Origin of the sequence: Leptothoe sp. EHU-05/26/07-4, from assembly GCF_043421015.1 — a bacterium.
Lineage (GTDB): Bacteria > Cyanobacteriota > Cyanobacteriia > Phormidesmidales > Phormidesmidaceae > Leptothoe > Leptothoe turfae.
In genome coordinates this window covers 1112426-1136154 of sequence record NZ_JAXSQV010000002.1, presented here as the reverse complement: position 1 = coordinate 1136154, position 23729 = coordinate 1112426, and the positions used below count along the sequence as shown (strand labels likewise).

Sequence of the window (23729 nt, the reverse complement as noted above, 5' to 3'; positions counted from 1 at the left end):
TGCTAAGCTGCTGGATTGTTGCAAAGATCTATATTCTCTTAAGTCAGTTTTTTAAGTCAGTTTTTTGCGGAGTAAAACAGGGCTATGTCTATATTAATGATTGGTACTCAGCGTTCTGGTTCAAACTTAATGCGATTAATGTTGAACCAGATACCTATGATTGAGGCACCTCATCCACCACATATTTTGCAGAGATTAATGCCTCTAATGTCTGCTTATGAGGATCTCTCGGATGCATCTACATTTGCTCAGCTAGTTGATGATGTTTGTCGGCTGATTGAACTTAATCCGGTCCCTTGGGAAGGTGTTGTTTTAGATCGGCAAGACATCACCAACCGTTGCACTCAAAATTCTCTAGTTGCTGTATTTTCTGCTGTTTACGATGTTCTAGCAGAAACCCGGGGGGCAGAAACCTGGTGTTGCAAGAGTTTGGCTAATGTTCACTATGTGCCCGAGATTAATGAGTATCTTCCTAAGGCAAAGTATCTTTACCTATATAGGGATGGTAGAGATGTAGCGGTCTCCTTTAAGAAGGCTGTTATTGGGCAAAAGCACTTCTATCATATTGCACAGGATTGGGCAAAAGCTCAGCGTGCAGCCCTAAAGATGCGTGAGAAGTTTGATGAAAATCAGTTCTTTAGCATCAGCTATGAGTCTCTAACCGGGTCTCCTGAGGAAAGTCTCAAGGCCCTGTGTAAGTTTCTAGAGGTGGAATATAGCCCTTCAATGATGAGTTTTCATGAGTCCAGTGAAGCTAAAAATACGGCTTCATCCAGCTCTCTCTGGAACAATGTGACCAAGCCCATCATGAATCAGAATACCAAAAAGTTCTTAACGCAGGCATCTGAAGAGGATGTGAAAATCTTTGAATTGGTGGCTGGTGATGTTCTAGATGCCTTGGGCTATGAGCGTACTCAAACATCCCCAAACGATGTGGCTACCTTCAGTGCTGAGGAGATTGCTCAGTTTGATGCTGAGAATCAGCGTCTGAAGGCTGAGAGAAAAGAGACTATGGATGCAGAAGATCTGGGTCGCCGTGAGCGTCAGGCGGCATTGCTTCAAGCAATTAAGGATCGTCGTCCGCTGACCACTGTCTCGTAATGATTTTCCGAGTGTAACAACAATGGTGGGTTGGGAGCATCCCGATCCATCATGTTGAGTTAGTAAATAGCACATCTTATCTGCACTACCCATGACTAAGAACACTATGGCCACTCAGCCCGAGGGGCCGAGTGCATCTGCAAATGAACGGGAAGCTGTTAGCTTTAGCTACCTGTTTTGGACATTTCTCAAGATCGGCAGCACCGCCTTTGGCGGATTTATGTCTTTGATCTCTGTGGTAGAAAGCTTTGTGGTACAGCGACGTAAGCTGATGACCCATGAAGATATGCTGGATGGTATTTCCCTTGCAGCCGTTTTACCTGGGCCAATGGCCGCCAATGTGATTGCCTATGTGGGCTATCGAATTCGTGGGAATTTAGGTGCCCTGGTTACCAGCGTTAGTTCGCTGTTGCCCTCCTACCTGATACTGGTTATCTTTTCTATCTACGCTAAGCGATTCGAGTCTATCCCAGCGGTAGAGAAGGCTTTTATGGCTTTTATCCCAGCTATGGTGGCCATTATCTTGGCTGCGGCCTGGCGTATGGGTAAGAAAACAATAAAGTCGATTCGCAACTGGCGAGCGATTTTAATTGCGGTTATATCTGCCCTGTTTTTGAAGTTTGTGGGTGGCTTCTATACAACATTATTGATTGTGGCCATCTCTGGTATTGTCGGTTACTTCTGGTATTTCAATGAGGTGAAGCGACAGGCAGCCCTGGATGAAAACCCAGCACCAGTGGCTGAGTCCAAGGTTTCTAAAGGCGATATTATTGCCTCATTTGTATTTCTGAGCTTCTTTTTGGTGCTATATATCGTGCCGTTGCCATTTATCAGTGATGATAGTCTGGCTCGCTTATTTATCACCTTTTCTGGCATGAGTCTGCTGTTGTTTGGCAGTGGCTATGTGTTTATTCCTATGATCCAGGAGTTGGTGGTCAACACCTATGGCTGGATTACTCAACCAGAATTTACAAATGCGATCGCACTGGGGCAGCTGACACCGGGACCGATTTTGATTAGTGCCGCTGCCATTGGCTATTCAGTCAAAGGTATTTTGGGTTCCCTGGTGGCAACAGTGGGTATCTTTTTCCCACCAGCGATGTTGATGTTAACCTGCTCGCACTTACTTCAGCGTATTAAACAGTCATTGTCTATCCAGGCAGCCCTCAAAGGAATTCGCCCTGCGGTAGTTGGACTGATTTTTGTAGCTGGTATATCATTTGCCCAGCCTATGTTAGAGCTTGGTCAACCCATGGTCGCTTACTTGGTTACAGCCGTTATCTTTGGGGGATCCATGGCTGCGCTACTCAAGTGGAAAATTGAGGTAGCCCTGATCATTCCCATTGCAGGTGCCATCGGCATACTGCTTTATCCGTAGTTTGTTGCTCAGCGAGAGTCTAAATCTCGCTGAGCAACCGCCAGGTTAGGGCATCAACAACTCCAGTGGTGGGTAAACCTTGATCCGCTTGAAAGCGCTTGACCGCTTGATGCATTTCATGGTCAAATTGACCATGAATAACGCCAGTGTAGTATAAATCAATTGAGAGCAATTCTTGCACCGATTCAACTGCACTGCCATGGCACCCCTGTCGCAACGTTGGCATATTGACTGGGGCATTTGTGTAGAGAGCTTGCCAGGTGAGAAATCCAACAATTCCATCCGGTTTTAGAAACATGCGAGATTGAAAGGTTTTGACAGCAATCTCGGTTTCATAGTCAAAAATGCCTGTGATAGAAATTGGTCCTACTTTTTGACTGAGAAGCTGTTGTAATTTGATTACTTTTTGGTGACTAGAACCGAGCTTTAATAATGCTTTTGGTGTTGAGGAAATCATAAATCACCTTGATAGTAGGGTAATTAGAGTAGATTGAAGTAGATGTCTTCTGAAACAGTAAAAACATCTAGACTTAACTTGTATTCGGAAATTTGAGATATAAAGACACAAAAATATTTGCATCTTTATGACTTAGTCAGCCTCAATTTGCATGTTAAAAAGCTCGTATTGTAATGATTGATTAAGAGTTTTCCAGGCCAGAGTATTACTTGTAGTCTATGATACATATTTTCATCAGTATCTGACTTCTTAAGTATCTCGTGCTATGGGTCACACAGGCCCATTAAAGCACTTGATTTAATTAAAAACTCAAGAATTTGGGCTCTGCTGATTGAGAGCTATGGATTTTGACTATAATTGGAACTTTCTAGGGGTATCCGTTTAATCTGGGACACCCTGGATAGGTAGGGAGTTAGGAGCCAGCATCCAGCGCTTTCCTGCCTCCTGGATGCTGGCTTTTTTTGTCACTGAAATTTCCCGCGCTACTTAAGAACCAAAATTAATTAGGTTCCACTATTGGATGTACAGACGTTTGGGGTCACCATTTAAGTGGTTGGTGGCAGCAAAGGTTGAGTATGTAGCAGCTGATCTGGATTTAAAAGAAACAGAATGGGCTGGTTGTCGGCTTGGATAATCAGCCCACTAATGCACTGCATATTGACTTTAACTGCGTAGTTGGCAGGTAGGGGGACAATTTCTGACTCAGCAAACCGACGTACGGTCGGAGAAGATGTGACGGGTAATCCGATAATGTCTCCATGGCGGTTACGGATAATCAGCAGATAACCCTCTTCAGGTTTTTGTTGTGATGGTTCTGTGGCTTCTGGTGGTTCTGTGGTTGAATCTGCTGCTGGAAAACTGGTTGAGTTTGGTCGATGGCCAAAAATCTGCTGAGCAATGTCTAGAATGAGTAGTTCTTTGCCTTCGTAGACAGTTAACCCTGCGCCTGAATTAGGGTAATTCCCTTGGGTATCGCTTTTGGGTATAACTTTCTTGACGGTGAAAATGGGTAGGGCAAACCATTCGCATTGAATTTGGAAAACAATGACCTGTTGAGTTGTTTCGCCTTTATGGGATCTCAGACGTCGAGATTTGAGGGGAGAGGGAATAGGCATGGGATTGATTACACTGCGCTAAGGGGTTGTTGTTCAAGTACCTGCTCAATCATTTGCAGAAGCTCATGATCCTGATAGGGCTTGGTGATATAGGCGGTTGCGCCCAGACGCATGGCTAGTTGACGGTGTTTTTCACTGCCACGCGAAGTGAGCATGATGATGGGTAGGTCCTTCAGCTTAGAATCGGATTTAATCTCTGCCAATACACCATATCCATCTAGTCGTGGCATTTCAATGTCACAGACAATGGCATCCACAGCAAGTCCGCCAAGCAATTGGTCTACGGCATCTTGACCATCTTTGCCTTGCTCTACGCTATAGCCCGCTTGCTCTAAAGTTGTTCTCAATAGTTGACGCATATTGATGGAGTCATCAACAACCAGAACGCTGGTTTGTTGCGCTTGGGGCAAGGCCAAGGGACGTGGTGGCTCAGGTTCTTCGCTGGATTGTAAAAGTTGTTGCCAGGGTTGGGAGCCTCTTGGGGAGATGGTATCATCATTATCATTATCAATCCATTCCAGCAGCTTGGCTGCATCCGCCAAGGGCACCACATTACCGTCTTCCAAAATGGTGCAACCATTAAAGCCTGGTGGCAAGCTAATAACGTTTTCAACCTGGCGAATAACGACTTCTCGCTCTCCCCAGAAACGGTCAATATAAATACCGCTGAGGCGTTCTCCTCGATTAATGATTAGGATGGATGGCTCATTAATAATGGGTGTGCTTTCAGTTGTTGTGGGCCGTAATGGGCAGCGAAAATCTAACCATTGGTCTAGCTGAATTAGAGGCACAGTCAACCCTTCCCAGTTAATCACCTTTTGCTCTGGAGAATCGAAGACCTGCACGGTATTGAGGCGAATCATTTCCTCAATACCGTCGGTGGGAAATGCCAGTCGCATGCCGCCACTTTCAACCAGTAGAACCCTTAGGATTGATAGGGTGAAGGGGACGCTAATGGTAAATGTGGTGCCAAGACCAGGTTGAGTATCAACTTTGACCTCACTTCGAATCTCTTCGAGGTTAGTGCGTACCACATCCATGCCAATGCCTCGGCCTGAGAGGTTGGTGACCTGGGCCGCTGTACTAAATCCAGGCTCAAAAATCATACCCAGCAGGTCGCCTTGGCTCATGCTATCAAGTATTTCATCCGTGAGGCCCATTTGATAGGCACGACTGCGAATTTTAGTGAGGTTAATGCCTGCACCATCATCACTGATGGAGATCAGTGTTTGGTTACCTCGGTGAGCGGCTCGAATTTCAATGGTTCCTTGGGGTGGTTTTCCTTGCATTTGCCGGGTCTCGGCGTCTTCGATGCCATGGTCAAATGCATTGCGTAGCAAGTGCATGAGGGGATCGCGCAGGTGTACTGCGACAAAGCGATCAATCAGGGTGGCTCCGCCGGTGATCTTCAGCTCGACTGCTTTTCCGTACTGTAGAGATAGCTCTCGTACAGTTCTGGGGAAGCGCTCAACGATGTCGGAGAGAGGGCGCATCCTGGCCCGTGTAACGTTGATTTGTAATGATTTAGCGGTGCGGTTCAAGTTGCTGGATGCCTGCTTGATTTCCCGCATGTTAAGCTTGACATCGCTGGTCACCTCCCGTAATTGGACCAGGGTCTCGCGCTGATCCTGAGATAAAAGGTGTAGATCGCTGTATCGATCAAGCTCTAGACTGTCAAAGGCTTGTTCAGTGGTTGCGATCGCACCTGTAATTTCTATTTGGGGTTTACCCTGCTTTGTCCCTTGAGCTTTACCCTCATTCTTGTTAGCCTTCATATGGGGTACAGATGTATCCACTGAGAGCTGATTACAAAACATCTGCAGTTCTGTATTTGTTCCCTCTAAATTGACCATTCGTTGGGAGAACAAATTCATTAAGTCTTCCATTTGATCCAGGCGCGAGTTCATGGTGTTACGCTGGATGATCAATTCTCCAAACAAGTCGTTTAGCTGTGTGAGCAGCTTAATCGGGACTCGAACGGTATTTTCTTGAACCTCTGGCGTGTTTTTAGCAGGAGACTCTACTGGCTCAACAAAAATCTCTACAAATTCTTCGTGCTCCTCTGCTTGTGCTGCAGGTTGGAAGAAGGACGAAAACTCAACTTGAGGTTCAAAAACTTCCTTTTCAGCGGTAGTAGCAGGCTCTGGTTGAACAGGTGCAGAGAAGGACGAAAACTCAACCTCGGGTTCTAAAACTGTCTTTAGATTCTCAGGGGCTGCCGTGGGTTCGTTGGTAGTTAAGGGATCATCAAATTGAAACTCGGCTGGGTCAAAATTCTCGATGGCTGCCTCAATGCTGGCCCAATCAATGGCACTGTCAGAATTTACAGCGTCATCGGGAGTACCATCGACACTATCAATGGTGCTGGGGGAAACGTCCGTATTGGCCTCTACTGCTGCGTGCTGCGTTTCCTGAATCTCATCTAAGTCCTGGTTAGGACTATCAGGAAAAACCTGGGTTGCATTCTCTAAAGACTCTGCATTCTCTAAAGATGTTATGGAGTAGTCTACGGACGATACCGGCTCGACGATGATCTCCTCTGGGATAGTGACCTCAATTTGATTGAGGTTCTCCTCAAAGACTTCAGCATCACTCACGATATCGGGAGAGCTAACAGCTGCCGCGCTTGTGTCCAATGTTTTAAGGTCAGAAATTTCTATCTCAGGGACGTCTGTTACCCAATCTGGGATGGCATCAGCTGCCTCAAAGATAATGTTGTCAAACTCATTAGTTGTGGTGACCGAAGGCATCTCTAACTGAGTGGGTAGCTTCGCAAATTGGCCAACCATGATCAGTGCCTGAGAACGCTGCCAAAGTTCTAGAGATTTATGGGCAATGGGCTCTATTTGTTCTGGAACAGCCGTCACTAGGTGTTGATGGATCGACTCACAGAGCTGACAAAACCTATCTAGCTCTAGCATTTTTCCTAGGTCGTGCAATTCCTCCACCATCATTTCTAGTTCTTCCCGCAGACAGGGAGAACCTGGTGTGTCCAAGACCGATGTTAGCCGTTCCAACAGCTCCTCTACTTCAGTTCCGAACATGACAACGGCTGTATTGTCGTCGGACTCATCAGCGAGCAATGCCAGCTCATCACTAGGTTGTACTTCGCCTAAGCGATCGTGTAGCTTCTCAAAGCTGGGATAGACATTCTCCTTGAGCCATGAATCGGTAATGGGCAGGGCCTGTCGATGCAGGGAACTGATCTGGCGCATACCGTCCAGACCCCTTAATAGCAGCATCTCCAAGGCAGCATCAACTTGGATGGCGCTTCGACGAACTTTGATAATCTTCAAAGAATCTTCGAATCGATGGGCCAAATGGGTCATTGCTGGGCATTCGATCATCGAGCCGATGCCTTTAATGGTGTGGGCTGCCCGTAGCGCTGCGTCCATTTGCTGTGGATCCACCCCGGTTTCTGCAAGCCCGATTAATCCTGATTCAATGGTGTTGAGATATTCATCAACTTCATCTAAGAAGTTGAGCCAGACCTCACGATCTGCTTCATGTGACATGGCTTTAATTTAATAGAGCAGAATAATTTTTGATATAGAAGAGATGTCTACTGTCGTGTTGCTGGTCTCAGAGAGGAAGGAAAGCAGCCTAAGCCATACTCTGAAACCAGCGATGGTTGATTACATATCTGTCTTGACTTTGAACTGGTCCACAGCGGATTCCAGTTCGCGGGCAACTTCTACCGTATTTTGTAGTCTTCCGGCTACGGCGCGGGAAGAATCTGATGTGCGTTTAGAAGCTTGCGTAATCTGTTGCATAAGCTGAGTAACCGTCTGGGATGTTTCAGCCTGTGAAACGGTTGCTTTAGAAATAGACTGTAGTAGCTCGTCAATTTTCTGCGATACTTCCACAATCTGTCCCAGGCCTTCTTTAGTTTCTTGTACTAGCTGAGTACCTTCTACCACCTGGGTTGTACCCCGTTCCATGGCTTCTACCACGTCTCGGGTACCCATCTGAATGTTTTTCACAATCTGCTCAATCTCTTTGGTGGCTGCCGCCGACTGTTCCGCCAGCTGACCAACCTCACTTGCAACCACTGCGAAGCCTTGACCTTCTTCCCCTGCGTGGGCCGCCTCAATACTGGCGTTTACGGCTAGCAGGTTGGTCTTCATGGCAATTTCGTTAATCAGCGAAACCACCTGAGAAATCTGCTGCGATGATTCACCCAGCTGTTTTACCTTCTTACCGGTTTCTGCCACCGTAGAGCGCAGGTCTAGAATACTTTCTACCGTACGGTCCATGGCAGTTCCACTGTCTTGGGCTGCGTTGGATGCCACCTGTGCTACCTGTGCCGCCTGACGGGCGTTGTCGGCCACCTCTTGAATTGAGTTAGACATCTGCTCAACTGAATTCAGAGTGTTGGTAATTTCGTCCATCTGAGCCAGGGCTTCATCGGCCAGTTCGCGAATCGCACCTTCACTCTGGTCAATAGACGAATTTACCTGTCCAGTTGCCTGTTTCACCTGGACAACGATTGAACGTAGGTTCTCAATAATGGCGTTGAAAACGTCACCGATAATACCAATTTCACCCGCTGTTAGCTCTGTACGTACCGTGAGGTTACCGTTAGATGCTTCTTCCATCTCGTTCAAAAGCTGCACCAGTTCGCGCTGTAGAACCTCGTTACGTTTACGTTCTTCTTCAGCGCGTTCTACCTGGGCTTGGGCAGAAATTTGTTGCTGCACCGATTCTTCTTGCTTCACCAGCAGGGTTTGAATTTGTGATGCCATCAGGTTGATATTGCTTCCCAACTGGGCGATTTCGTCTGCGCCCTGGGTGTTGATTCGGGTGCCAAAGTCACCTTGACCCAAGCGTTTTACCGAATCGGTAATTTGCAAAATCGGTAGGGTAGCTCGGGTGGCCACCAGGGTTGCGATCGCAGCCACCAGCAACACCGTAATTCCCGTACCCACAAGCACCGTGTTCAACAGCTGCCGTGATGCCACATAGGCCGTGGACGTGTCCACCAAACTAACGACACTCCAGTTCAGCTGTGGATCTTCGTCACCGTTAAGAATAGGAGCGTAGGCTGTTAGCTGAGGATTGTTCCCTGCGTTTAGAACCGAAATCTGAGGTTCTCTATCCTGCAACCAGGACACCCGATCAGAGAGGTTAGCCAGAATTGGGTTGAGTTCTGTGCCTTCCGTGTTGGTCAGAAAGATCTCTTCATTAGCGTCGATTAGCCCCACCTCAGCCTGTTGAGCCGTAAAATCACTGATACGTTGCTTTAGTTCCTCGAGGTCAAGACGCACACGAACAATAGAGATCATTTCCCCTGTTTGGGTGTCAAAAATTGGCGCAGCCCCCACCAGTACGAATGCCAGATCACCCGCCAAAGGCGCTCTTGGTTGTACCCAGGTAATGTCCTGGGTACTAATCACATTCTGGAACCAGTCAAGTTGACTTACATTGCCTTGAATTACTGAGGGATCTCTGACTGCAATCGGACTGCCGTTGAGGTCCACAACAGCAATATCGTCATAAATCGGTGACGACTCAACCATCCGTCTGAGATACGCATTTCTCTCAGCCGTAGTCATGGCCCCACGCACTTTAGGATCAGCAAATGTGCTCAGCTGTGAAAACGTTCTCAAGTCCTGGAAACGACCATCCATAAACTCTGTCGTAAACTTAGCAATGTCATCTGTTGCTGCTTGTCGAGTATCATTTACCTGAGTTGTTACCCGTTGCTCCACTAGCAAATATCCCAGGCCACCTACCCCCAGTACCGGAGCCACTCCCAGCGAGAGGGCCAGGCCCAGCACCTTTGTTTTAAGCGTCAGTTTTTGCCAAAAGCCTGCGGAGGATGTCTGAGCCCTAGACTGTTCATCGTTCTGACGATTGGCGGTCACGGCGGGAGAATAGCCAGTGGAGTCCATGCTTTCAGGCAGAGTACCGTTGCCGGCGGTGAGGTTGTCCAATTGGGACGGAAATTCGGTGTTAGGGGCCATTGTGGTAATTGCTTAGATGTAAAGTGGATAGAAGGTACAGTGAAAATTAAGCGCTAAAGAATTAACCCCAAGCACTTTGCAAGATGGGAGAACGGGCAATGGCTTCAGCATCCAGAACCAGTAACATCTCATCTTGCTGTAATAAACAACCACGCAGACAAGGGGCGATGCTTGGCGCAAAATGCCCTTTGGGTGTTTGAATTAAATCTAGTGAAAAGCGGATAACTCCCTTCATAGTAGGGACAATCAAACCCAAGAGCGCCTGGTTATGAGCTGTCGAGACAAGCATATTTTGTTGCTGTGCTCTCTGAGCTACCCGGATAATCACAACGTTATAACTACGAGTATTGGACGGTAGTGGAGTAGATAGCAGCATATGGGCCAAATCCACTAGCCACATCACTCGACTCCGCCTAGTGGATAACCCCAGCACACAGGGGGGCATATTTGGCATAGGCGTAATCTGCTTTGCTGGAAGAACAATCACCTCCTGCACCTGCTTCATTGAGAACAGAGCAGGAGTTTGTTCATTCAGCTGAAAACTCAAGCAGGCCGCACCAGACGTTGCCTCAGATTGAATTTGTCGATGGGCAAGAACAGATGACTTCATTGACTTAGACTGTATCGAACGGCGTTAACAAGCTGATCTTCAGTAAAGGGTTTTGTCACATAGACATTGACTCCCTGTTTCATGGCCCAGAGACGATCAATCTCACCTGATTTTGAGGTGCACGCTACGATTGGCACCTTCTGAGTTACCGGATTTTTCTTGAGATTACGACACATTTCTAGGCCGTTCATACCTGGCATCACCAAGTCAGTCACGATCACATTTGGCTGATGCTCAATGGCCTTACTCAACGCTTCTTTTGCATCAGTGGCTACGATGACTGTGTATCCACCTTTCCTCAGATAATTGCTGATAAGTTCCAATTCGTTGATAGAGTCATCGACAACTAAGATCTTAGTCACGTTAGTTCACCTCAAAAGCTGTTGTTTGAATGTTGTTTGGGAAAATCAATCCATCAAAGACATATTCAAATAGTCAGAAATTATATGTAAATAAAACTGACTATTTTAGATATCTTTTAAGACAGGTTTCTAGATATCACATCTAGCAAACTAGCTCTATTAAAAGGTTTCTCCAAATAATCGGTAGCACCTACTAATTTAGCTCTTGTCTTATTGATAATCCCTTTCTTGCCTGTTACCATTACAACAGGTATATCTTCAAATCCGGGAAGACGTCTCAGCATTCTACATAATTCATATCCACTAATTGTTGGCATTGTTAGGTCTAACAAAATAATATCTGGCTTCAGCCGTTTTAGTTGAAATGTAGCTTTAATGGGCTCAATAAATTTAAAGACAGAGAAGTTTTCTTCACCTAAAAAACGTTCGATCTGATCTAATGTATTTGGGCTGTCATCAACACAGGCAATTACAGGTCGAGATTTTTGTTTTTTATGGGAGTTTGATGACAAATAAGGGCTTCTATTTGAATTTATCCCTTTGATTGGATCTATGCCTTGGGCCTTTTTTGCTAGTGGTTTTTCTAGCCCTGTTAGTCGATCAAATGGAGATTCCGGTGCCCGTAGTAGGATTGATTGATTCTCAATGTAGGGATGCAAAAACTTAGCAACATCCAGTTCATCTTGCTGCAAAATAGCTGCGATATGACGAATGCTATATCCCCGTAAAATGTTGCCTAACTTACTTTTTAATCTGGGGGAAATAGAATCCGAATTGTTAGTGTTAAAGAAAGTATCCTGACTGACAATATAAGGTCTCTGATGTGGAGATGTAATTAAGGGGCGTAGTAGTTTCCAAGTTTTGATACGTGCCTGGCAATCTTCAATGGTTGCCTTAGGATCAAGCCTGGTAAATATTGGGATTTCAAAAAGTTCTCTTTCAATTCTGACGGCTCCCCCTGACAGAGATAGGAACGACTCAATGGCTTCTCTTGTCAGCTGTTCTATCAGCTCTTGGGCCTGCCATAATTCGAGATATTTTTGGTCGATTAGATAGCAAATGATTTGATAGTCAAAATATTGGATTGATTGAGTATTCTCAGGTTCTATATTTAGTAACTCTTCAGAATTTTCCTCAAGCCAGGCAAATGCTTTTTGACTCATAGCAGCTAATTTAAGCTTGAGCCACTTTAAGGTATATGCGAGGCTTTTATCTGATGCATAGGATGCATAGTTAAGTTTGCCGTCTTTGAAATAAATCCACCACGACATTGATTTTGCATCAACTTCTAAGCATCCGCTTCCATAGGTATGAACGAAGCTTGCTAGCAAAACCAGAGGTTGAAAGCTACGGATGGTTTTGGTGGTATTTGTGAGTCTTGACTTTTGCAAGCTTTTCATAAAGTTCATGTCCTTACAATTCCCGTAGGCCTCAATTCATTAGCTATTACCTAATGTCAAATCAAAAAATCGAGACAATGTGAATTCGTTAAAGCTAAAAACTCTCAAACGTCAGAGGATTTTTAAGCATTCGAATAAAGTTCGAAGAATCTATTGGTAAATCGATTATCGATTGAAAATAGGTTTAAAAAGTTCCTAAGAATCCCAAAAATCATTGATTTTGCTGAAATCTTAAGACATACCTTGAAACCCATTCTTTTTGAGGTTAATATTTAGTCTAGAAATAGATTTTATACATCTACTTCTATGTGATTTTTTGACTTGAAGCAAAGGGAAACACAATCGATACAAAGAATTATTCACTGTTTGAAGTCGTTTCTCCGGTAATCTAATTCGAAACTTTAGTACTGGTTTTGGATGGACTTCTAGTGATGTTATAAAGTGCGATTGCTTTGTATTAATGGCCAAGATCAGGTATTAACCATAGCAATGTATTGTCGTGAAAACCATATACATTGTGCTTCAGGCAAGAACTGTCCCATTCATGTACCTGCTAAGGTCCCATACCTTAAAATTTGACCAATAACAATCTAGCAATGTATTGCACATTTAGGCTGTCTCAGCCAAAGCTTATTCAAAGGTTGTTGTTTTAGGGAAATCTCGGTTATATTTTTATATGAGAAATATAAGAGATCTTTCATGCCTTGAGACGTATCATTACTTGTTCAGATGCCGAGTATGTTTGGGTATCAAAAGACACTGGTTTTATGATCCCATGCCTAGATGGCCTGATGTTGTAGCTAGTTTTCTCTAGAAGTGTTTGATGTGGTAGATAAACCTGCTTTGCTAGTTGGCAGATGCTAACAGATTAGCCGATGTGCACTTCTAGACGATGTAGATGTTCCGTTCTTAATACAATATTCTACCAGACTCGATGTTTTCATGTAGACCAAAGTAGATTTATCAATACTTTTTGTATTGCAGGGTTATCTTCTGGGTATGAAAAAAATGTCCTGATCTAAATTCAGGCATTTGAAGAGCTTAAGCTGCTTGAGAGACCCTACAGCTCTGACAATATCTTAATCTGGAATATCTACATCGTTAGGAAACGTAGACATTATATAGTTTATATAGTTAGGAAACGTGGACATTATCCATAGGGTATCTATTGTGTGGGTGATGAGTTAATAGATGAATTCTTTGGTCATGGTGTGGCTAGTGACCTGTGTAGAGCCCTAGACTAAAGTATGATAGGGAGCTGAGATGAGTGGCTTAATGAATTGATGTAATGCGCGATCGCATCCCAATCATCTGTGTCTGGAGTACGTCTAAAGCGTCCCATTAGCCTACATCTAGCCATTTAAAAACTGAGGTTCCTTCAGTCCAGAACTATCACCCTTGGACGATTCGCTTTAAGTTGGGTCAAATCCGTCACTTTATTAGCTGACACGTTCCTGAACTTTAAAGTGCAGGGAGTTACCCTCTGTTCTGTCTTGGTCAAGAACAGAGGGTTTTAATCTTTACGGTTGCTATCGATTAGTCCGAACGAACGTTAGCTTTTTTTAGTCGCTCTTTGATGGGCTGCCGTTGCCTGTAGTTCTTCGACTACATCCCAAGCAGCAGCACAGGCAGGGGATGTGGCACCCTGGTCCTCACACACTTTGCGCGCTTCTTGACGGGCGACATCAATTTCATCTTCAATGAATAGTCGCTTAGGTTTCTCTACAAAGTCACTTTTACAGAGGATGTCTGACACTGAGATAATGCCCATCAGACGTCCCTGAACAACTGGAGCCCGACGGATCTTAGTATTGGTAAACAAGCGGGCTACGTACTCCACACCCAGATCTGGTGGTACGACAATGCAAGGCTTAGTCATAATCTCAAACACCCTCATTTCTTTAGGATTGTGACCGTAGGCCGCTACCTTATAGACGATATCGGTTTCCGTCACCATGCCGTAGGGATCGTCTTCATTTCTCCGGTCTACGATCAATGCGCGCAATCCTTTGTTTTTCATCAGTTCAACTGCTTCAGCAACGGTGGCCGAACCACTAATGGTAATTACATCAGCGGTCATAATATCTTTTGCCTGCATCATGATTGCTCTGTTCCTCGTCAAAAAGAAGATAAGTAAAAGAGATTCTCAGTTTGGGAGAATCTCTTGCGTCTGACTTTAATTAATTGGTAATTCAAGCCCTAGGCCCTAGCTTCAAGTTTATAAGCATAGGCTGAATTTTAGGGGCAGGCCCTAACGTTTATTCCGTACCTGATATCTTTAGCCTGATGCCTAAACATCATATTCCCGCTGTTGCAGAACTTCTGGATTATCCATGTAGGCATCATTCCCATAGAAATCCTTCTTTGGTTTTTCGACAAAGTCGCTCTTGCGTAAAATGTCTGAAATTGAAATGACGCCGAGTAGACGGCCCTGAACTACGGGAGCACGACGAATTTTAGTATTGGCAAACAAACGCGCTACATATTCTACCCCCAGCTCTGGTGTCACTACAATGCAGGGCTTGGTCATAATCTGATAAACCCGCATTTCTTTAGGGTCATGGCCATGGGCGGCTACTTTGTACACGATGTCAGTTTCTGTCACCATGCCATAAGGATCGTCTTCGTTGCGACGATCTACAATCAGTGCTCGTAGTCCCTTTTCTTTCATCAAGGCAACAGCTTCAGCCACTGTCGCTGAGCCGCTAATGGAGACCACATCCTGGGTCATGATTTCTCTTGCTGCCATCATTGTCGCAAATCTCCTGATCTACAAATAAAAAGCTTAAAAAGCTTCTATGGATAGGCGTTGGGCAAAACGTCTGATGTTTTAAAAGCCTGCTATGTAGGCCTCGAGGACTGTATCACTCTTGGTGCAGAGCACCATTAAATAATCGCAATGGTCACAAACAGTTCGCGTCACAAAGTCATCAGCTGCACATCGCTGTGCCACCTGTTCAGATAACTGACTAAGGTCTAAAAAGTAGCGATCAGCCATGGCTCCGCAATATGGACAATGAACTTGTTGAGAGGAAAAGGGTGTAAATTCCGGCATGGCGATTGGCCCATCATATAAATTAGGCGTTGCTAGTTCTTATATGAATCATCAACAGTTTTATTCAAGGTTGTCTTCTTGGTGGGTTTGAATGGTGCAATCAGACTGGGGATAGGCTACGCAAGTTAGAACAAATCCGGCTTCAATTTGTTCATCTTCCAGAAATGACTGATCTGATTGATCTATGCTGCCAGCAACTAGTTTGCCAGCGCAGGTAGAACAAGCACCAGAACGGCAAGAAACCGGTAAATCAATGCCTTGCTCTTCAGCTGCATCAACAATGTATTGATCGTCAGGCACGTCAATAACTTGCTGTGCACCATCTTCGCCAATTAGTGTCACCTTATACGTCGCCATCAATTATTCTCCTCTCTACAAAAAATACAGCTGCTTTTCCCCTGCGGAAGTAGGCCTAGCCACGATTAAGTTTGTTAGGCTACTAGCAGAACCGCATCCCAAACACCGATATGCTAGGAGTACTGGGTGCCATTTGGGTTCCATACTTATTACCATCCGTTCATAGTTCCTATGTCTACCGACGCTCAAAAGAACCCCATTTGGGAAAGACTAGAATTAGGAAGACGTAGTAAAGCAGCCCAGGGAGGATATGCTGGCTACGGTTCGCCTCCATTTGGAGAAAAAACGGTCGATGGCAATTTAGTGGCCGATGAAAAAGAACAGCAAATCATTGAGCTGATACGTCGTCACCATAAGTCTGGAAAATCGCTACAGCAAATTGCTAACTGGATGAATACCCAGGGCTATAAGACTAAGCGGGGTAAAGAATGGCAGCGCATATCGGTTAAGCGTGTCCTAGACAGGCTCTACGGAAAAACGCCCAGAGTAACGGGTGAGCCTGGCAAGCCTGCCAATGCATCTGATAATGAGGCTGAGGCATAACCTAAACCCCTCCAAACGCTATTCATATGGGCTTTTGGGTTGATGTAATGTTACATCCTTAACTATATACCTCAGGGTAGCTAAAGTCCATGCTTGGTAAAGTTTTAATCTTGTTTATGTGTTACATCCCTAATGACCCTTGATAAGGCCTTGAATTCAATGCCTATGCCCGACATCAATTGTGCTGAGCTGGGTGACTATCAGATTCCTGATGGGAGCGCCACGCCGTCTGATCCATGGCAAACGGTCACTCCGATGATGACAGACGCCATTGATCGCCAGGTATTAAAGGTATCTCCTGATTGGCCTTTGGGTGAGGCGATCGCAACTATGGGTGCTATACGGAGTAACTGTGGGTTGACGACGGGCAGCTCTAATCACCGCCATTCTAGTTGTGTTTTGATCGTAGATAATGATCAGACCATTGGCATTTTTACCGAGCGCGATATTGTCAGACTGACTGCCGATGGTGTGGATTTAAGTGCGCTCACCGTTGCTGATGTCATGACATCGCCGGTCAAGACCCTACAACAGTCGGCGTTTCAAGATATTTTTGCGGTCCTATTTTTATTCCGTCGCTATCGGATTCGGCATTTGCCCATCGTTGATGAGCACAATAAACCCGTGGGTATTGTCACCCCCGATAGTATTCGGCGGGTACTGCGTCCGGCAAATTTGCTCAGGATGCGGCGGGTTGCGGATGTGATGTCCACCAATGTGATCCATGCGTCGCCCAATACGCCGGTGATGCAGCTGGCTCAGCAGCTGGCAGAGCACCGAGTCAGCTGCATTGTGATTGTCGAAGTGGATAGTCATGATACCGACCGCCGTGAGCTCCAGGCCTTTACGCCCATGGGCATTGTCACAGAGCGCGATATTGTGCAATTTCAGGCCCTGGAGCTAAATCTACAGCGATTAACGGCTCAGGATGTGATGAGCACACCGCTATTTTTGTTAGAGCCTACGGATTCTTTGTGGACAGCTCACCAAGCAATGCAAACACGCCATGTGCGCCGTCTGGTGGTGTCCTGGAATTGGGGCAGCGGTTTGGGCATTGTCACCCAAACCAGTCTGCTGAGAGTATTTGATCCCATTGAGATGTACGGCATCATCGAGAGCCTTCAGCGTACCTTGCACCAAATTGGGGAGGGCTCCCCCTCAGCCCAGAATCTGAGGACAACGCCCCAGCCTGCGAACAACGCAGACCAGATCACCAACCTACTATTTGATATTGAAACTAAGCTACTGGGCTTATCAGATGACGCTAATGTGAGGTCAGATCAGCAACAGGGTTTGGTGCAAGGCGCATTGCGATCGCTACAGCAGGTACAGGCAATGTTGGGGCAATAGGGGGTATTGGTTATTAGGTATTGGTTGATTGTTGTTAAATGGGTGCTCCCCATTAAAGGCCTTGAACTAAGAGCCCGTAACCAATAACCAATACCTACCCCCCCTTCCCCTCAACCTGTTGCCAATACTCATAAACGCTGGTTGCCATCGTCAGCACACCAGTTGCGATCGCCTCCTCATTCACTTCAAACTTAGGGTGATGCAGCGGATGATTGTGTCGTCCCTCAAATCCGACGCCTAAGCGGAACATGTTGCCAGGTACCCGTTCGGTGTAAAGGGCAAAATCTTCAGAGCCCATGGAGGGTTCAGCTAGCCATTCGATGTGACTATCGCCCAGGGCAGTTTGGGCGGCATTGGCAACGATGGCCACTAAGTGGTCGGTGTTGATCACCGAGGCCACTCGCCGCTGATAGTTAAGTTCGTACTTAGCGCCATGCATGGCACAGACACCCGCGACAATTTCTTCGATCCAGATGGGGAGTTTGGCATAGATGTCAGGCTGAAGCGATCGCACCGTTCCCTGCATGACGACGCGGTCAGCGATGACGTTGGCCGCTTTGCCCCCAGAAATTTTGCCAATGGTAATGACAGCAGGATGTAGCGGGTTTAGTCGCCGGCTGATGGACTGCTGTAGGGTGGTCATCACCTGGGAGGCCACCCAAATGGCATCAATGGCCTCATGGGGGCGAGCGCCATGGCCCGACTCGCCAATGATGACAATCTCTAGATCATCCGCTGCTGCTGTTAAGACGCCGCGTCGCAGTCCAACTTTACCGGCCTTGATACTGGGAAACACATGTACCCCAAAGATCGCCGCCACATCTGCTAGGACATCATCGGCAATCATCCACTTCGCCCCCTGCACCGTCTCCTCAGCGGGCTGAAATAAAAATCGCGTGGTCCCAGCAAAGGGCTGCTGTTCAGTCAGTTCTGCCAGCACCATGGCGGTACCTAATCCTACGGTGGTATGCACATCATGGCCACAGGCGTGCATAATGCCCCGATTTTTAGAAACAAAGGGCAAATCCACCTGCTCGGGAATGGGCAAAGCATCCATGTCCGTACGTATGGCCAGGATGTCAGAAATTTGTCCAGTGCCTTCTAGATTGGCAACAACACCGGTTTTGCCAATCATTTCTTGCACATGAAATCCGTAGGATGACATCACCCCCGCCACATAGGCAGCCGTTTGGTATTCTTGACCACTCAGTTCTGGATGGGCGTGGATGTGACGACGAATTTCGATCAGGCGGGGGGTGATTTTTTGGGTAATGGCTTGAATCTGGCTGAGCATTGCGGAAAATACTGACTACTGAATGTTGACTAAGGTAAGCGGAAGACGACGGCGTTGCTAGGCAGCGGTCTGAATTAAGCTGCGAGATGCTGAGAATTGACAGGGCATTGCTGATCCTTGGGATAGCTTTAGTTGTAAGACACCGTTCAATAGCAATCGCTCTAGACCGGTGAATCCTCTGAATCAGCAATTGCATTGGCAAATTTTCGACAAAAGCATACTTCAAACTGGTAACGATGACTGTTTATATGGCGTAGGGTCGTTGGATAAAAGATATCCGTGAAAGGAAAACTAGCTGCTGCTGGAAAACGTCCTATATATTTAAGAAAACTGGGGCAGAGTTCGAGAGTTGTGAATGGTGGTGTCTATCGTGGAATCAAAATGAAAAATCATTCCTTGATAAAAGTTTTAGGCATTGTCTGGGTGGCTAGCAACCTGAGTGCGATCGCATATGCTGATTATCAGCCCACCAGATCAGACGGCTCAGCGCCTGAGGGTGTCACCATATCAACCGCCCCCCGTTATTTTCAGCCGGTTAACCCCTCTGCGCCGCAGTCCCCCAGCACACCCACCGGCACCCGACGTGGCGGTTGCTTTAGCGGCGAATCTGCGCCGAGTATTTTTGCCCCTAAGGGCTTTGTTGGGATTACAGCTAACACTCAACCCCAACTGACTTGGTTTTTACCAGACGATGAGCCTGTTCCCGTGGAGTTTAGCTTCTACACGATCGATGCATCGGGCTCCTATGAACTAGAGCATTTACAAATGCTGTCCTATGAACCGGGCATCAACCAGTACCAGCCGCCAGTGGAACTGCAATCTGGAACACGGTATCTATGGCAGTTGGTATTGCAGTGTAACCCCAATCGCCCGTCTTCGGCGCTGGTTTACGAAGCTGAAATTGAGTTTGTTCCCATGTCAGTCAGCACTATTTCTACGACGGCCAACGCCTCGGAAAAAGCTGAAACCTATGCTATGGCTGGTTATTGGTATGATGCCATCTCAATTTTGGGCCAGGGTGAACAGCCCGATGTGGTTGCCATGCGCAGAGCGTTGCTGAATGATTTGGCCATTCTAGAAGATGCGATCGCAACTCCTGAGCATTGACCAGCCGTCACTGATTGTCTTAATTTAATGCAACGGTGGATAAGTCACCATAGGGTGGTTCAACTGGGTTTGGAGCAACCTTTGCCATGGCCTCAGCAACAGGCCGAGCAACAGCGTAGGGTGCTGGGGTATGGGCGCAACATGTTTACTAGTGTTTCAGTCCGCTGAACAACCAGCGCGTATACCCCTAGGCCTGCTAGAAATAAAGGATAGGGAAAAGTTGCAGCTCAGTTTAGATAACCTGACTCCAGACACTATGAACTCCACATCGCTTCAATGGGAATTGAATAAAAATCAACAAATATTTCAACTCTTTATGCCGGGGCGTTGTCGGATGATATGGAGTGATGTCGAGGTGAGTTGTGAGTTTTGCGGGTCTTTATCCCAGTCCCTAATCAACCTTGATCGGAGCAATTACTAGACTATGCCAACTACATCAGAGCTGCCCCCTAAGTTAATTGTGATTGTGGATGATCATGAGGCTGTCCTGGCAGGCACCCTCAATCTGTTGCAAACGCAATATCCAGACACCAAATTTCTAACTGGCCAAGATGCTCAATCTGCAAAGGATATCATTGCCCAAGATCAGCCTGATCTGGCGATTATGGATCTTTCTATTCCTCCCCAGGCAAATGCGCCTGCTCAAACAGAGGTTGGCATTCAGCTGCTGCGCGATCTGATGACGGACTACCCACAGCTTAATTTTGTTGTGCAAAGTGCTCATGTACGTTCTTTAGTAAGACTCAAGCCTGCCATTGAAATGCACCAGGGTGGGTTCACCATTTCTGATAAAAGTGCCCCCATGCGAGAGATGTTGACCAAGGTGGACTGGTCGCTGCAAGGTTTGGTCTACACGCCGCGCGAGATGCGGGTCAAACTAGAAGTGAAACCGGAATGGTTAGAGGTATTACGGTTGGCGTTTCAAGAGGGGTTGCAAGATAAAACAATTGCAGAAAAGATGTGCATATCTGAGCGCACCGTACGACACTATTGGACCAGAGTGCAGGATGCCCTGGGGGTATATCCAGATGAGGGAAAAAATATGCGCATTCAAACAGAAATTCGGGCGCGTCAGGAGGGTCTGTTGGATTAAATGGGCACACGCGTCTTCAAACGGTGGCTGCTTGATGGTGTCCGGGGCATTTTACCTGGGATTCCCATTGTTGGTGCTGTGGTGGCGGCTCGACTCCTGGGTATTTTTCAACCCTTTGAGTGGCAGGCGTTGGATGCTGGGTTGCGATCGCGACCCGCAGAAATCACCGATCAGCGCATTACGGTAGTTGCCATCACTGAAGAAGATATTCAAGCCATTGGCGAATACCCACTGCCCAGTGGAGTATTGTCCGATTTACTAACAGACGTGAATCAGTATCAACCCACCGTCATGGGTTTGGACATATTGCGCGACATCCCCATAGAACCCGGTCACAAGGATTTTATTAAAACGATCCAAGACCTGGACAACTTAGTTGTTATCAACAAAATTTTACCGCCCAGTATTCCTCCCCCTACCGATGCTCCAGAATCTCGCATCGGTTTTGTTGACACTTTGTTAGACGATGATGGTTTTGTTCGTCGTAGTCTCTTAGGGGCAACAGATGAGCACAATAACTATCGTTTTTCCTTCACCATCCGCCTGGCTGAAGCTTACCTGGTTCAAGCAGGGCTAATGCTCGAAAATGGCCTTCGTAACCCTAGCGCTATGCGGTTTGGGTCTGTGGAGCTAGTACCCTTTGAACCCAACACAGGAGGATATGTTCAAACAGATGCAGGGGGTGAGCAGATACTCATCAATTTTCGCAGCGGCTCCACCCCATTTGACATCATTACCTATCAAGATATTCAAACTGGGGAGTTCTCTCCAACCCTGCTTAAAGATCGCCTTGTTTTAATTGGAGTCACCGCCCAAAGTGTCAAAGATATCGTCAATACCGCTGCTATTGATGGCTTTAACCCTGGTTTGGTAACCGGTGTAGAATTACAGGCCCATGCCATTAGTCAAATTATCAATGCTGTTTTAGATGATCGCCCTTTATTAAGAGGGTGGCCCGACTGGGTCGAATATACTTGGATTGTCGGCTGGGGTATGTTGGGTATTGTCTTAGCCCGTTTCAAAATTAAAGCCACCTATTACTTTGTCAGCCTTGTCATCCTGGTCTTAGGCCTAACATTTATCAGCTATGGATTGTTATACATCGGCTGGTGGATTCCGCTCATTCCCGCTGCCGTTGCCTTCTTCTTAAATGGTGTCGCCCTATATCCCTCCTATAGAAGACAATATGAGCTGACGCTACGTCTAGAAGATCGTCAGCAGCTTATAGAGCGCACATTTGACCAAATTCACAACGGGCCACTGCAAAAATTGTCGACTATCTTGTCGCGTGTATCCGAAGACCCAAATTTCTCTTCTGACCTACATCGTGACTTACGATCCCTCAATCAAGAATTGCGGGGTATCTATGAAGCCATGCAGCAAGAGTTTCTGGTTGAGGAGAGCTGTTGTTTACAGCTAGATGGTAACCGCATTATTCGATTAAATCAGCCGCTGCATGAAATGCTCTATGAGGTCTATGAACATACGTTACAGCGCAATGAATTCCCTCACTTTGAAGGCATTAAAGTCCACATTAGAACTTTCGAGCCGATGTTAGAACAAGGCTTAAGTGATGATCGCAAGCGAGAGATTGGCCGCTTTTTAGAAGAAGCCCTCTGCAACGTGGGTAAATATGCCAGAAGTTGTTCTCGCTTAGTGGTAATTTGTCGTCAAGAAGACTCTAAAAATATAATTCGCGTTGTAGATAACGGGGTGAGTCAAGATCCTAATCAAAATTATCGACGGATTGGTCGAGGCACTCAGCAAGCAACTAAGCTAGCTAACCATCTGGGCGGTTACTTTGAACGTCAACGTTTGGAACCCCGTGGCGTCTGTAGTGAACTTTATTGGTCCACACGCAAAGCAAAGTGGAAGTCCCGGTGAGGCAGCCAGCCAAGGCACCACAATGCCCAATGATTTTCAATGCAAAGACGAGTCACTCCTATCAAAGTGGAGAGGAGTGACTTAGAACGTTTGTTTCCTACGACCGCTCTGTTAGGGAGTTGAAGCCCTCTTCGGAAACAATAAAGGTGAGGAAGCGACAAAAACTCACCACCGCCCTAGTCTATAGGTTGCGTGTTGCTCAAACCTTTGACGTCGCTCTCCTTCAAGGTCTGATAATGGGACATAGCGGTACAACACCCAGCCAACACAGTTTCAGGCTGTATAACCTGATACGCTCAAAGATAACGAGCAAAAATCAAAAATTATTCGTTGCTTCATATCTGCTTAAGCTTTGCTCCATATTTTGCAGTATTTCTCCATATTTGTTTATTTATTAGGAGACTCAGATCAGCCTTTATAAATTCAAGACGTGCTATCTATTGTCTTGCAATATGGAGCGAGCTGATTTGCTCGATTGAGATTAAGGTATCCGCCAGTGCTGGTTAAGGAGACAAATCGAACTATAGGATCCCCTAAATTATGATGGTTCAGATTTCAGTCTTTTGAGGAGCAACAATGCTAGACATCATAAATCACGATAGATGTGCCCATCATGTCTGACCGTGGCTAAGTTGCTCAAGGATGCTAGCTGATCTT

The 23729-nt window shown here is 46.2% G+C and carries 20 protein-coding genes; 8 read left to right on the top strand and 12 right to left on the bottom strand.

Annotated features, from left to right (window positions below; translation table 11 throughout):
- The first annotated feature begins 84 nt into the window (after positions 1–84).
- Positions 85–1101 carry a sulfotransferase family protein gene (locus U2F10_RS06610; protein WP_163700381.1) on the top strand — a complete coding sequence of 339 codons (1017 nt, stop codon included), beginning with the start codon at positions 85–87 and terminating at the stop codon, positions 1099–1101.
- A 91-nt stretch (positions 1102–1192) separates the two neighbouring features.
- Entirely contained in the window at positions 1193–2479 is a 1287-nt protein-coding gene (gene chrA, locus U2F10_RS06605) for a chromate efflux transporter (RefSeq protein WP_499871387.1), read from the top strand.
- 19 nt (positions 2480–2498) lie between these two features.
- Here chrA and U2F10_RS06600 read toward each other — a convergent pair whose 3' ends face one another.
- The 11 genes from U2F10_RS06600 to U2F10_RS06550 all read right to left on the bottom strand — a co-directional run bounded on the left by U2F10_RS06600 (position 2499) and on the right by U2F10_RS06550 (position 15801).
- A complete protein-coding gene (locus U2F10_RS06600) occupies positions 2499–2936 on the bottom strand; it encodes a peptidoglycan-binding domain-containing protein (protein ID WP_163670837.1) in 438 nt (145 codons plus the stop codon).
- A 545-nt stretch (positions 2937–3481) separates the two neighbouring features.
- Positions 3482–4051 (bottom strand): chemotaxis protein CheW, encoded by a 570-nt coding sequence (locus U2F10_RS06595; protein WP_163700374.1) that lies wholly within the window; start codon positions 4049–4051, stop codon positions 3482–3484.
- Between the two features lie 8 nt (positions 4052–4059).
- Positions 4060–7566 (bottom strand): hybrid sensor histidine kinase/response regulator, encoded by a 3507-nt coding sequence (locus U2F10_RS06590; RefSeq protein ID WP_499865467.1) that lies wholly within the window; start codon positions 7564–7566, stop codon positions 4060–4062.
- Between the two features lie 120 nt (positions 7567–7686).
- Complete coding sequence (locus tag U2F10_RS06585) at positions 7687–10017, bottom strand: methyl-accepting chemotaxis protein (RefSeq protein ID WP_499060008.1); 2331 nt, start codon at positions 10015–10017, stop codon at positions 7687–7689.
- Positions 10018–10078: 61 nt separating this feature from the next.
- On the bottom strand, positions 10079–10627 hold the full coding sequence (locus U2F10_RS06580; protein ID WP_163670829.1) for a chemotaxis protein CheW: 549 nt from the start codon (positions 10625–10627) through the stop codon (positions 10079–10081).
- A complete protein-coding gene (locus U2F10_RS06575) occupies positions 10624–10989 on the bottom strand; it encodes a response regulator (RefSeq protein WP_006519718.1) in 366 nt (121 codons plus the stop codon). Before U2F10_RS06575 ends, U2F10_RS06580 begins: the two co-directional genes overlap by 4 nt.
- A gap of 116 nt (positions 10990–11105) precedes the next feature.
- Positions 11106–12389, bottom strand: coding sequence for a response regulator (locus U2F10_RS06570; protein ID WP_163670827.1), 1284 nt, complete (start codon positions 12387–12389; stop codon positions 11106–11108).
- Positions 12390–13941: 1552 nt separating this feature from the next.
- Complete coding sequence (locus U2F10_RS06565; protein WP_163670824.1) at positions 13942–14490, bottom strand: CBS domain-containing protein; 549 nt, start codon at positions 14488–14490, stop codon at positions 13942–13944.
- Positions 14491–14679: 189 nt separating this feature from the next.
- Positions 14680–15141: a CBS domain-containing protein gene (locus U2F10_RS06560; protein WP_163670822.1), complete on the bottom strand. Its 462-nt coding sequence runs from the start codon at positions 15139–15141 to the stop codon at positions 14680–14682.
- A gap of 78 nt (positions 15142–15219) precedes the next feature.
- Positions 15220–15387 (bottom strand): hypothetical protein, encoded by a 168-nt coding sequence (locus U2F10_RS06555; RefSeq protein WP_499871384.1) that lies wholly within the window; start codon positions 15385–15387, stop codon positions 15220–15222.
- Between the two features lie 117 nt (positions 15388–15504).
- Positions 15505–15801 carry a 2Fe-2S iron-sulfur cluster-binding protein gene (locus tag U2F10_RS06550; protein WP_006519722.1) on the bottom strand — a complete coding sequence of 99 codons (297 nt, stop codon included), beginning with the start codon at positions 15799–15801 and terminating at the stop codon, positions 15505–15507.
- A gap of 171 nt (positions 15802–15972) precedes the next feature.
- Here U2F10_RS06550 and U2F10_RS06545 point away from each other — a divergent pair, with 171 nt between their 5' ends.
- Both U2F10_RS06545 and U2F10_RS06540 read left to right on the top strand, forming a co-directional pair.
- Positions 15973–16344 carry a recombinase family protein gene (locus U2F10_RS06545; RefSeq protein ID WP_163670818.1) on the top strand — a complete coding sequence of 124 codons (372 nt, stop codon included), beginning with the start codon at positions 15973–15975 and terminating at the stop codon, positions 16342–16344.
- A 132-nt stretch (positions 16345–16476) separates the two neighbouring features.
- A complete protein-coding gene (locus U2F10_RS06540) occupies positions 16477–17694 on the top strand; it encodes a CBS domain-containing protein (RefSeq protein ID WP_499871382.1) in 1218 nt (405 codons plus the stop codon).
- A gap of 94 nt (positions 17695–17788) precedes the next feature.
- Here the strand turns inward: U2F10_RS06540 and U2F10_RS06535 are convergent, their stop codons facing one another.
- Positions 17789–18988 carry an amidohydrolase gene (locus tag U2F10_RS06535; RefSeq protein WP_163670799.1) on the bottom strand — a complete coding sequence of 400 codons (1200 nt, stop codon included), beginning with the start codon at positions 18986–18988 and terminating at the stop codon, positions 17789–17791.
- Between the two features lie 381 nt (positions 18989–19369).
- Here U2F10_RS06535 and U2F10_RS06530 point away from each other — a divergent pair, with 381 nt between their 5' ends.
- The 4 genes from U2F10_RS06530 to U2F10_RS06515 all read left to right on the top strand — a co-directional run bounded on the left by U2F10_RS06530 (position 19370) and on the right by U2F10_RS06515 (position 23072).
- A complete protein-coding gene (locus U2F10_RS06530) occupies positions 19370–20095 on the top strand; it encodes a DUF928 domain-containing protein (RefSeq protein ID WP_163670797.1) in 726 nt (241 codons plus the stop codon).
- Positions 20096–20122: 27 nt separating this feature from the next.
- Positions 20123–20263, top strand: coding sequence for a hypothetical protein (locus tag U2F10_RS06525; RefSeq protein ID WP_499060002.1), 141 nt, complete (start codon positions 20123–20125; stop codon positions 20261–20263).
- 256 nt (positions 20264–20519) lie between these two features.
- Positions 20520–21188 (top strand): response regulator, encoded by a 669-nt coding sequence (locus U2F10_RS06520; protein WP_163703102.1) that lies wholly within the window; start codon positions 20520–20522, stop codon positions 21186–21188.
- The gene (locus U2F10_RS06515) at positions 21189–23072 is read left to right on the top strand and encodes a sensor histidine kinase (RefSeq protein ID WP_499871380.1); all 1884 of its coding nucleotides are present in this window, start codon (positions 21189–21191) and stop codon (positions 23070–23072) included.
- The last annotated feature ends 657 nt before the right edge of the window (positions 23073–23729 follow it).

Excerpts from the sequence above, each read along its gene's own strand:
- U2F10_RS06610 (WP_163700381.1), top strand. The coding sequence starts at position 85 with ATGTCTATATTAATGATTGGTACTCAGCGTTCTGGTTCAAACTTAATG.
- chrA (WP_499871387.1), top strand. The coding sequence starts at position 1,193 with ATGACTAAGAACACTATGGCCACTCAGCCCGAGGGGCCGAGTGCATCT.
- U2F10_RS06600 (WP_163670837.1), bottom strand. The coding sequence starts at position 2,936 with ATGATTTCCTCAACACCAAAAGCATTATTAAAGCTCGGTTCTAGTCAC.
- U2F10_RS06595 (WP_163700374.1), bottom strand. The coding sequence starts at position 4,051 with ATGCCTATTCCCTCTCCCCTCAAATCTCGACGTCTGAGATCCCATAAA.
- U2F10_RS06590 (WP_499865467.1), bottom strand. The coding sequence starts at position 7,566 with ATGTCACATGAAGCAGATCGTGAGGTCTGGCTCAACTTCTTAGATGAA.
- U2F10_RS06585 (WP_499060008.1), bottom strand. The coding sequence starts at position 10,017 with ATGGCCCCTAACACCGAATTTCCGTCCCAATTGGACAACCTCACCGCC.
- U2F10_RS06580 (WP_163670829.1), bottom strand. The coding sequence starts at position 10,627 with ATGAAGTCATCTGTTCTTGCCCATCGACAAATTCAATCTGAGGCAACG.
- U2F10_RS06570 (WP_163670827.1), bottom strand. The coding sequence starts at position 12,389 with ATGAAAAGCTTGCAAAAGTCAAGACTCACAAATACCACCAAAACCATC.
- U2F10_RS06565 (WP_163670824.1), bottom strand. The coding sequence starts at position 14,490 with ATGATGCAGGCAAAAGATATTATGACCGCTGATGTAATTACCATTAGT.
- U2F10_RS06560 (WP_163670822.1), bottom strand. The coding sequence starts at position 15,141 with ATGATGGCAGCAAGAGAAATCATGACCCAGGATGTGGTCTCCATTAGC.
- U2F10_RS06555 (WP_499871384.1), bottom strand. The coding sequence starts at position 15,387 with ATGGCTGATCGCTACTTTTTAGACCTTAGTCAGTTATCTGAACAGGTG.
- U2F10_RS06550 (WP_006519722.1), bottom strand. The coding sequence starts at position 15,801 with ATGGCGACGTATAAGGTGACACTAATTGGCGAAGATGGTGCACAGCAA.
- U2F10_RS06545 (WP_163670818.1), top strand. The coding sequence starts at position 15,973 with ATGTCTACCGACGCTCAAAAGAACCCCATTTGGGAAAGACTAGAATTA.
- U2F10_RS06540 (WP_499871382.1), top strand. The coding sequence starts at position 16,477 with ATGACCCTTGATAAGGCCTTGAATTCAATGCCTATGCCCGACATCAAT.
- U2F10_RS06535 (WP_163670799.1), bottom strand. The coding sequence starts at position 18,988 with ATGCTCAGCCAGATTCAAGCCATTACCCAAAAAATCACCCCCCGCCTG.
- U2F10_RS06530 (WP_163670797.1), top strand. The coding sequence starts at position 19,370 with ATGAAAAATCATTCCTTGATAAAAGTTTTAGGCATTGTCTGGGTGGCT.
- U2F10_RS06525 (WP_499060002.1), top strand. The coding sequence starts at position 20,123 with ATGCAACGGTGGATAAGTCACCATAGGGTGGTTCAACTGGGTTTGGAG.
- U2F10_RS06520 (WP_163703102.1), top strand. The coding sequence starts at position 20,520 with ATGCCAACTACATCAGAGCTGCCCCCTAAGTTAATTGTGATTGTGGAT.
- U2F10_RS06515 (WP_499871380.1), top strand. The coding sequence starts at position 21,189 with ATGGGCACACGCGTCTTCAAACGGTGGCTGCTTGATGGTGTCCGGGGC.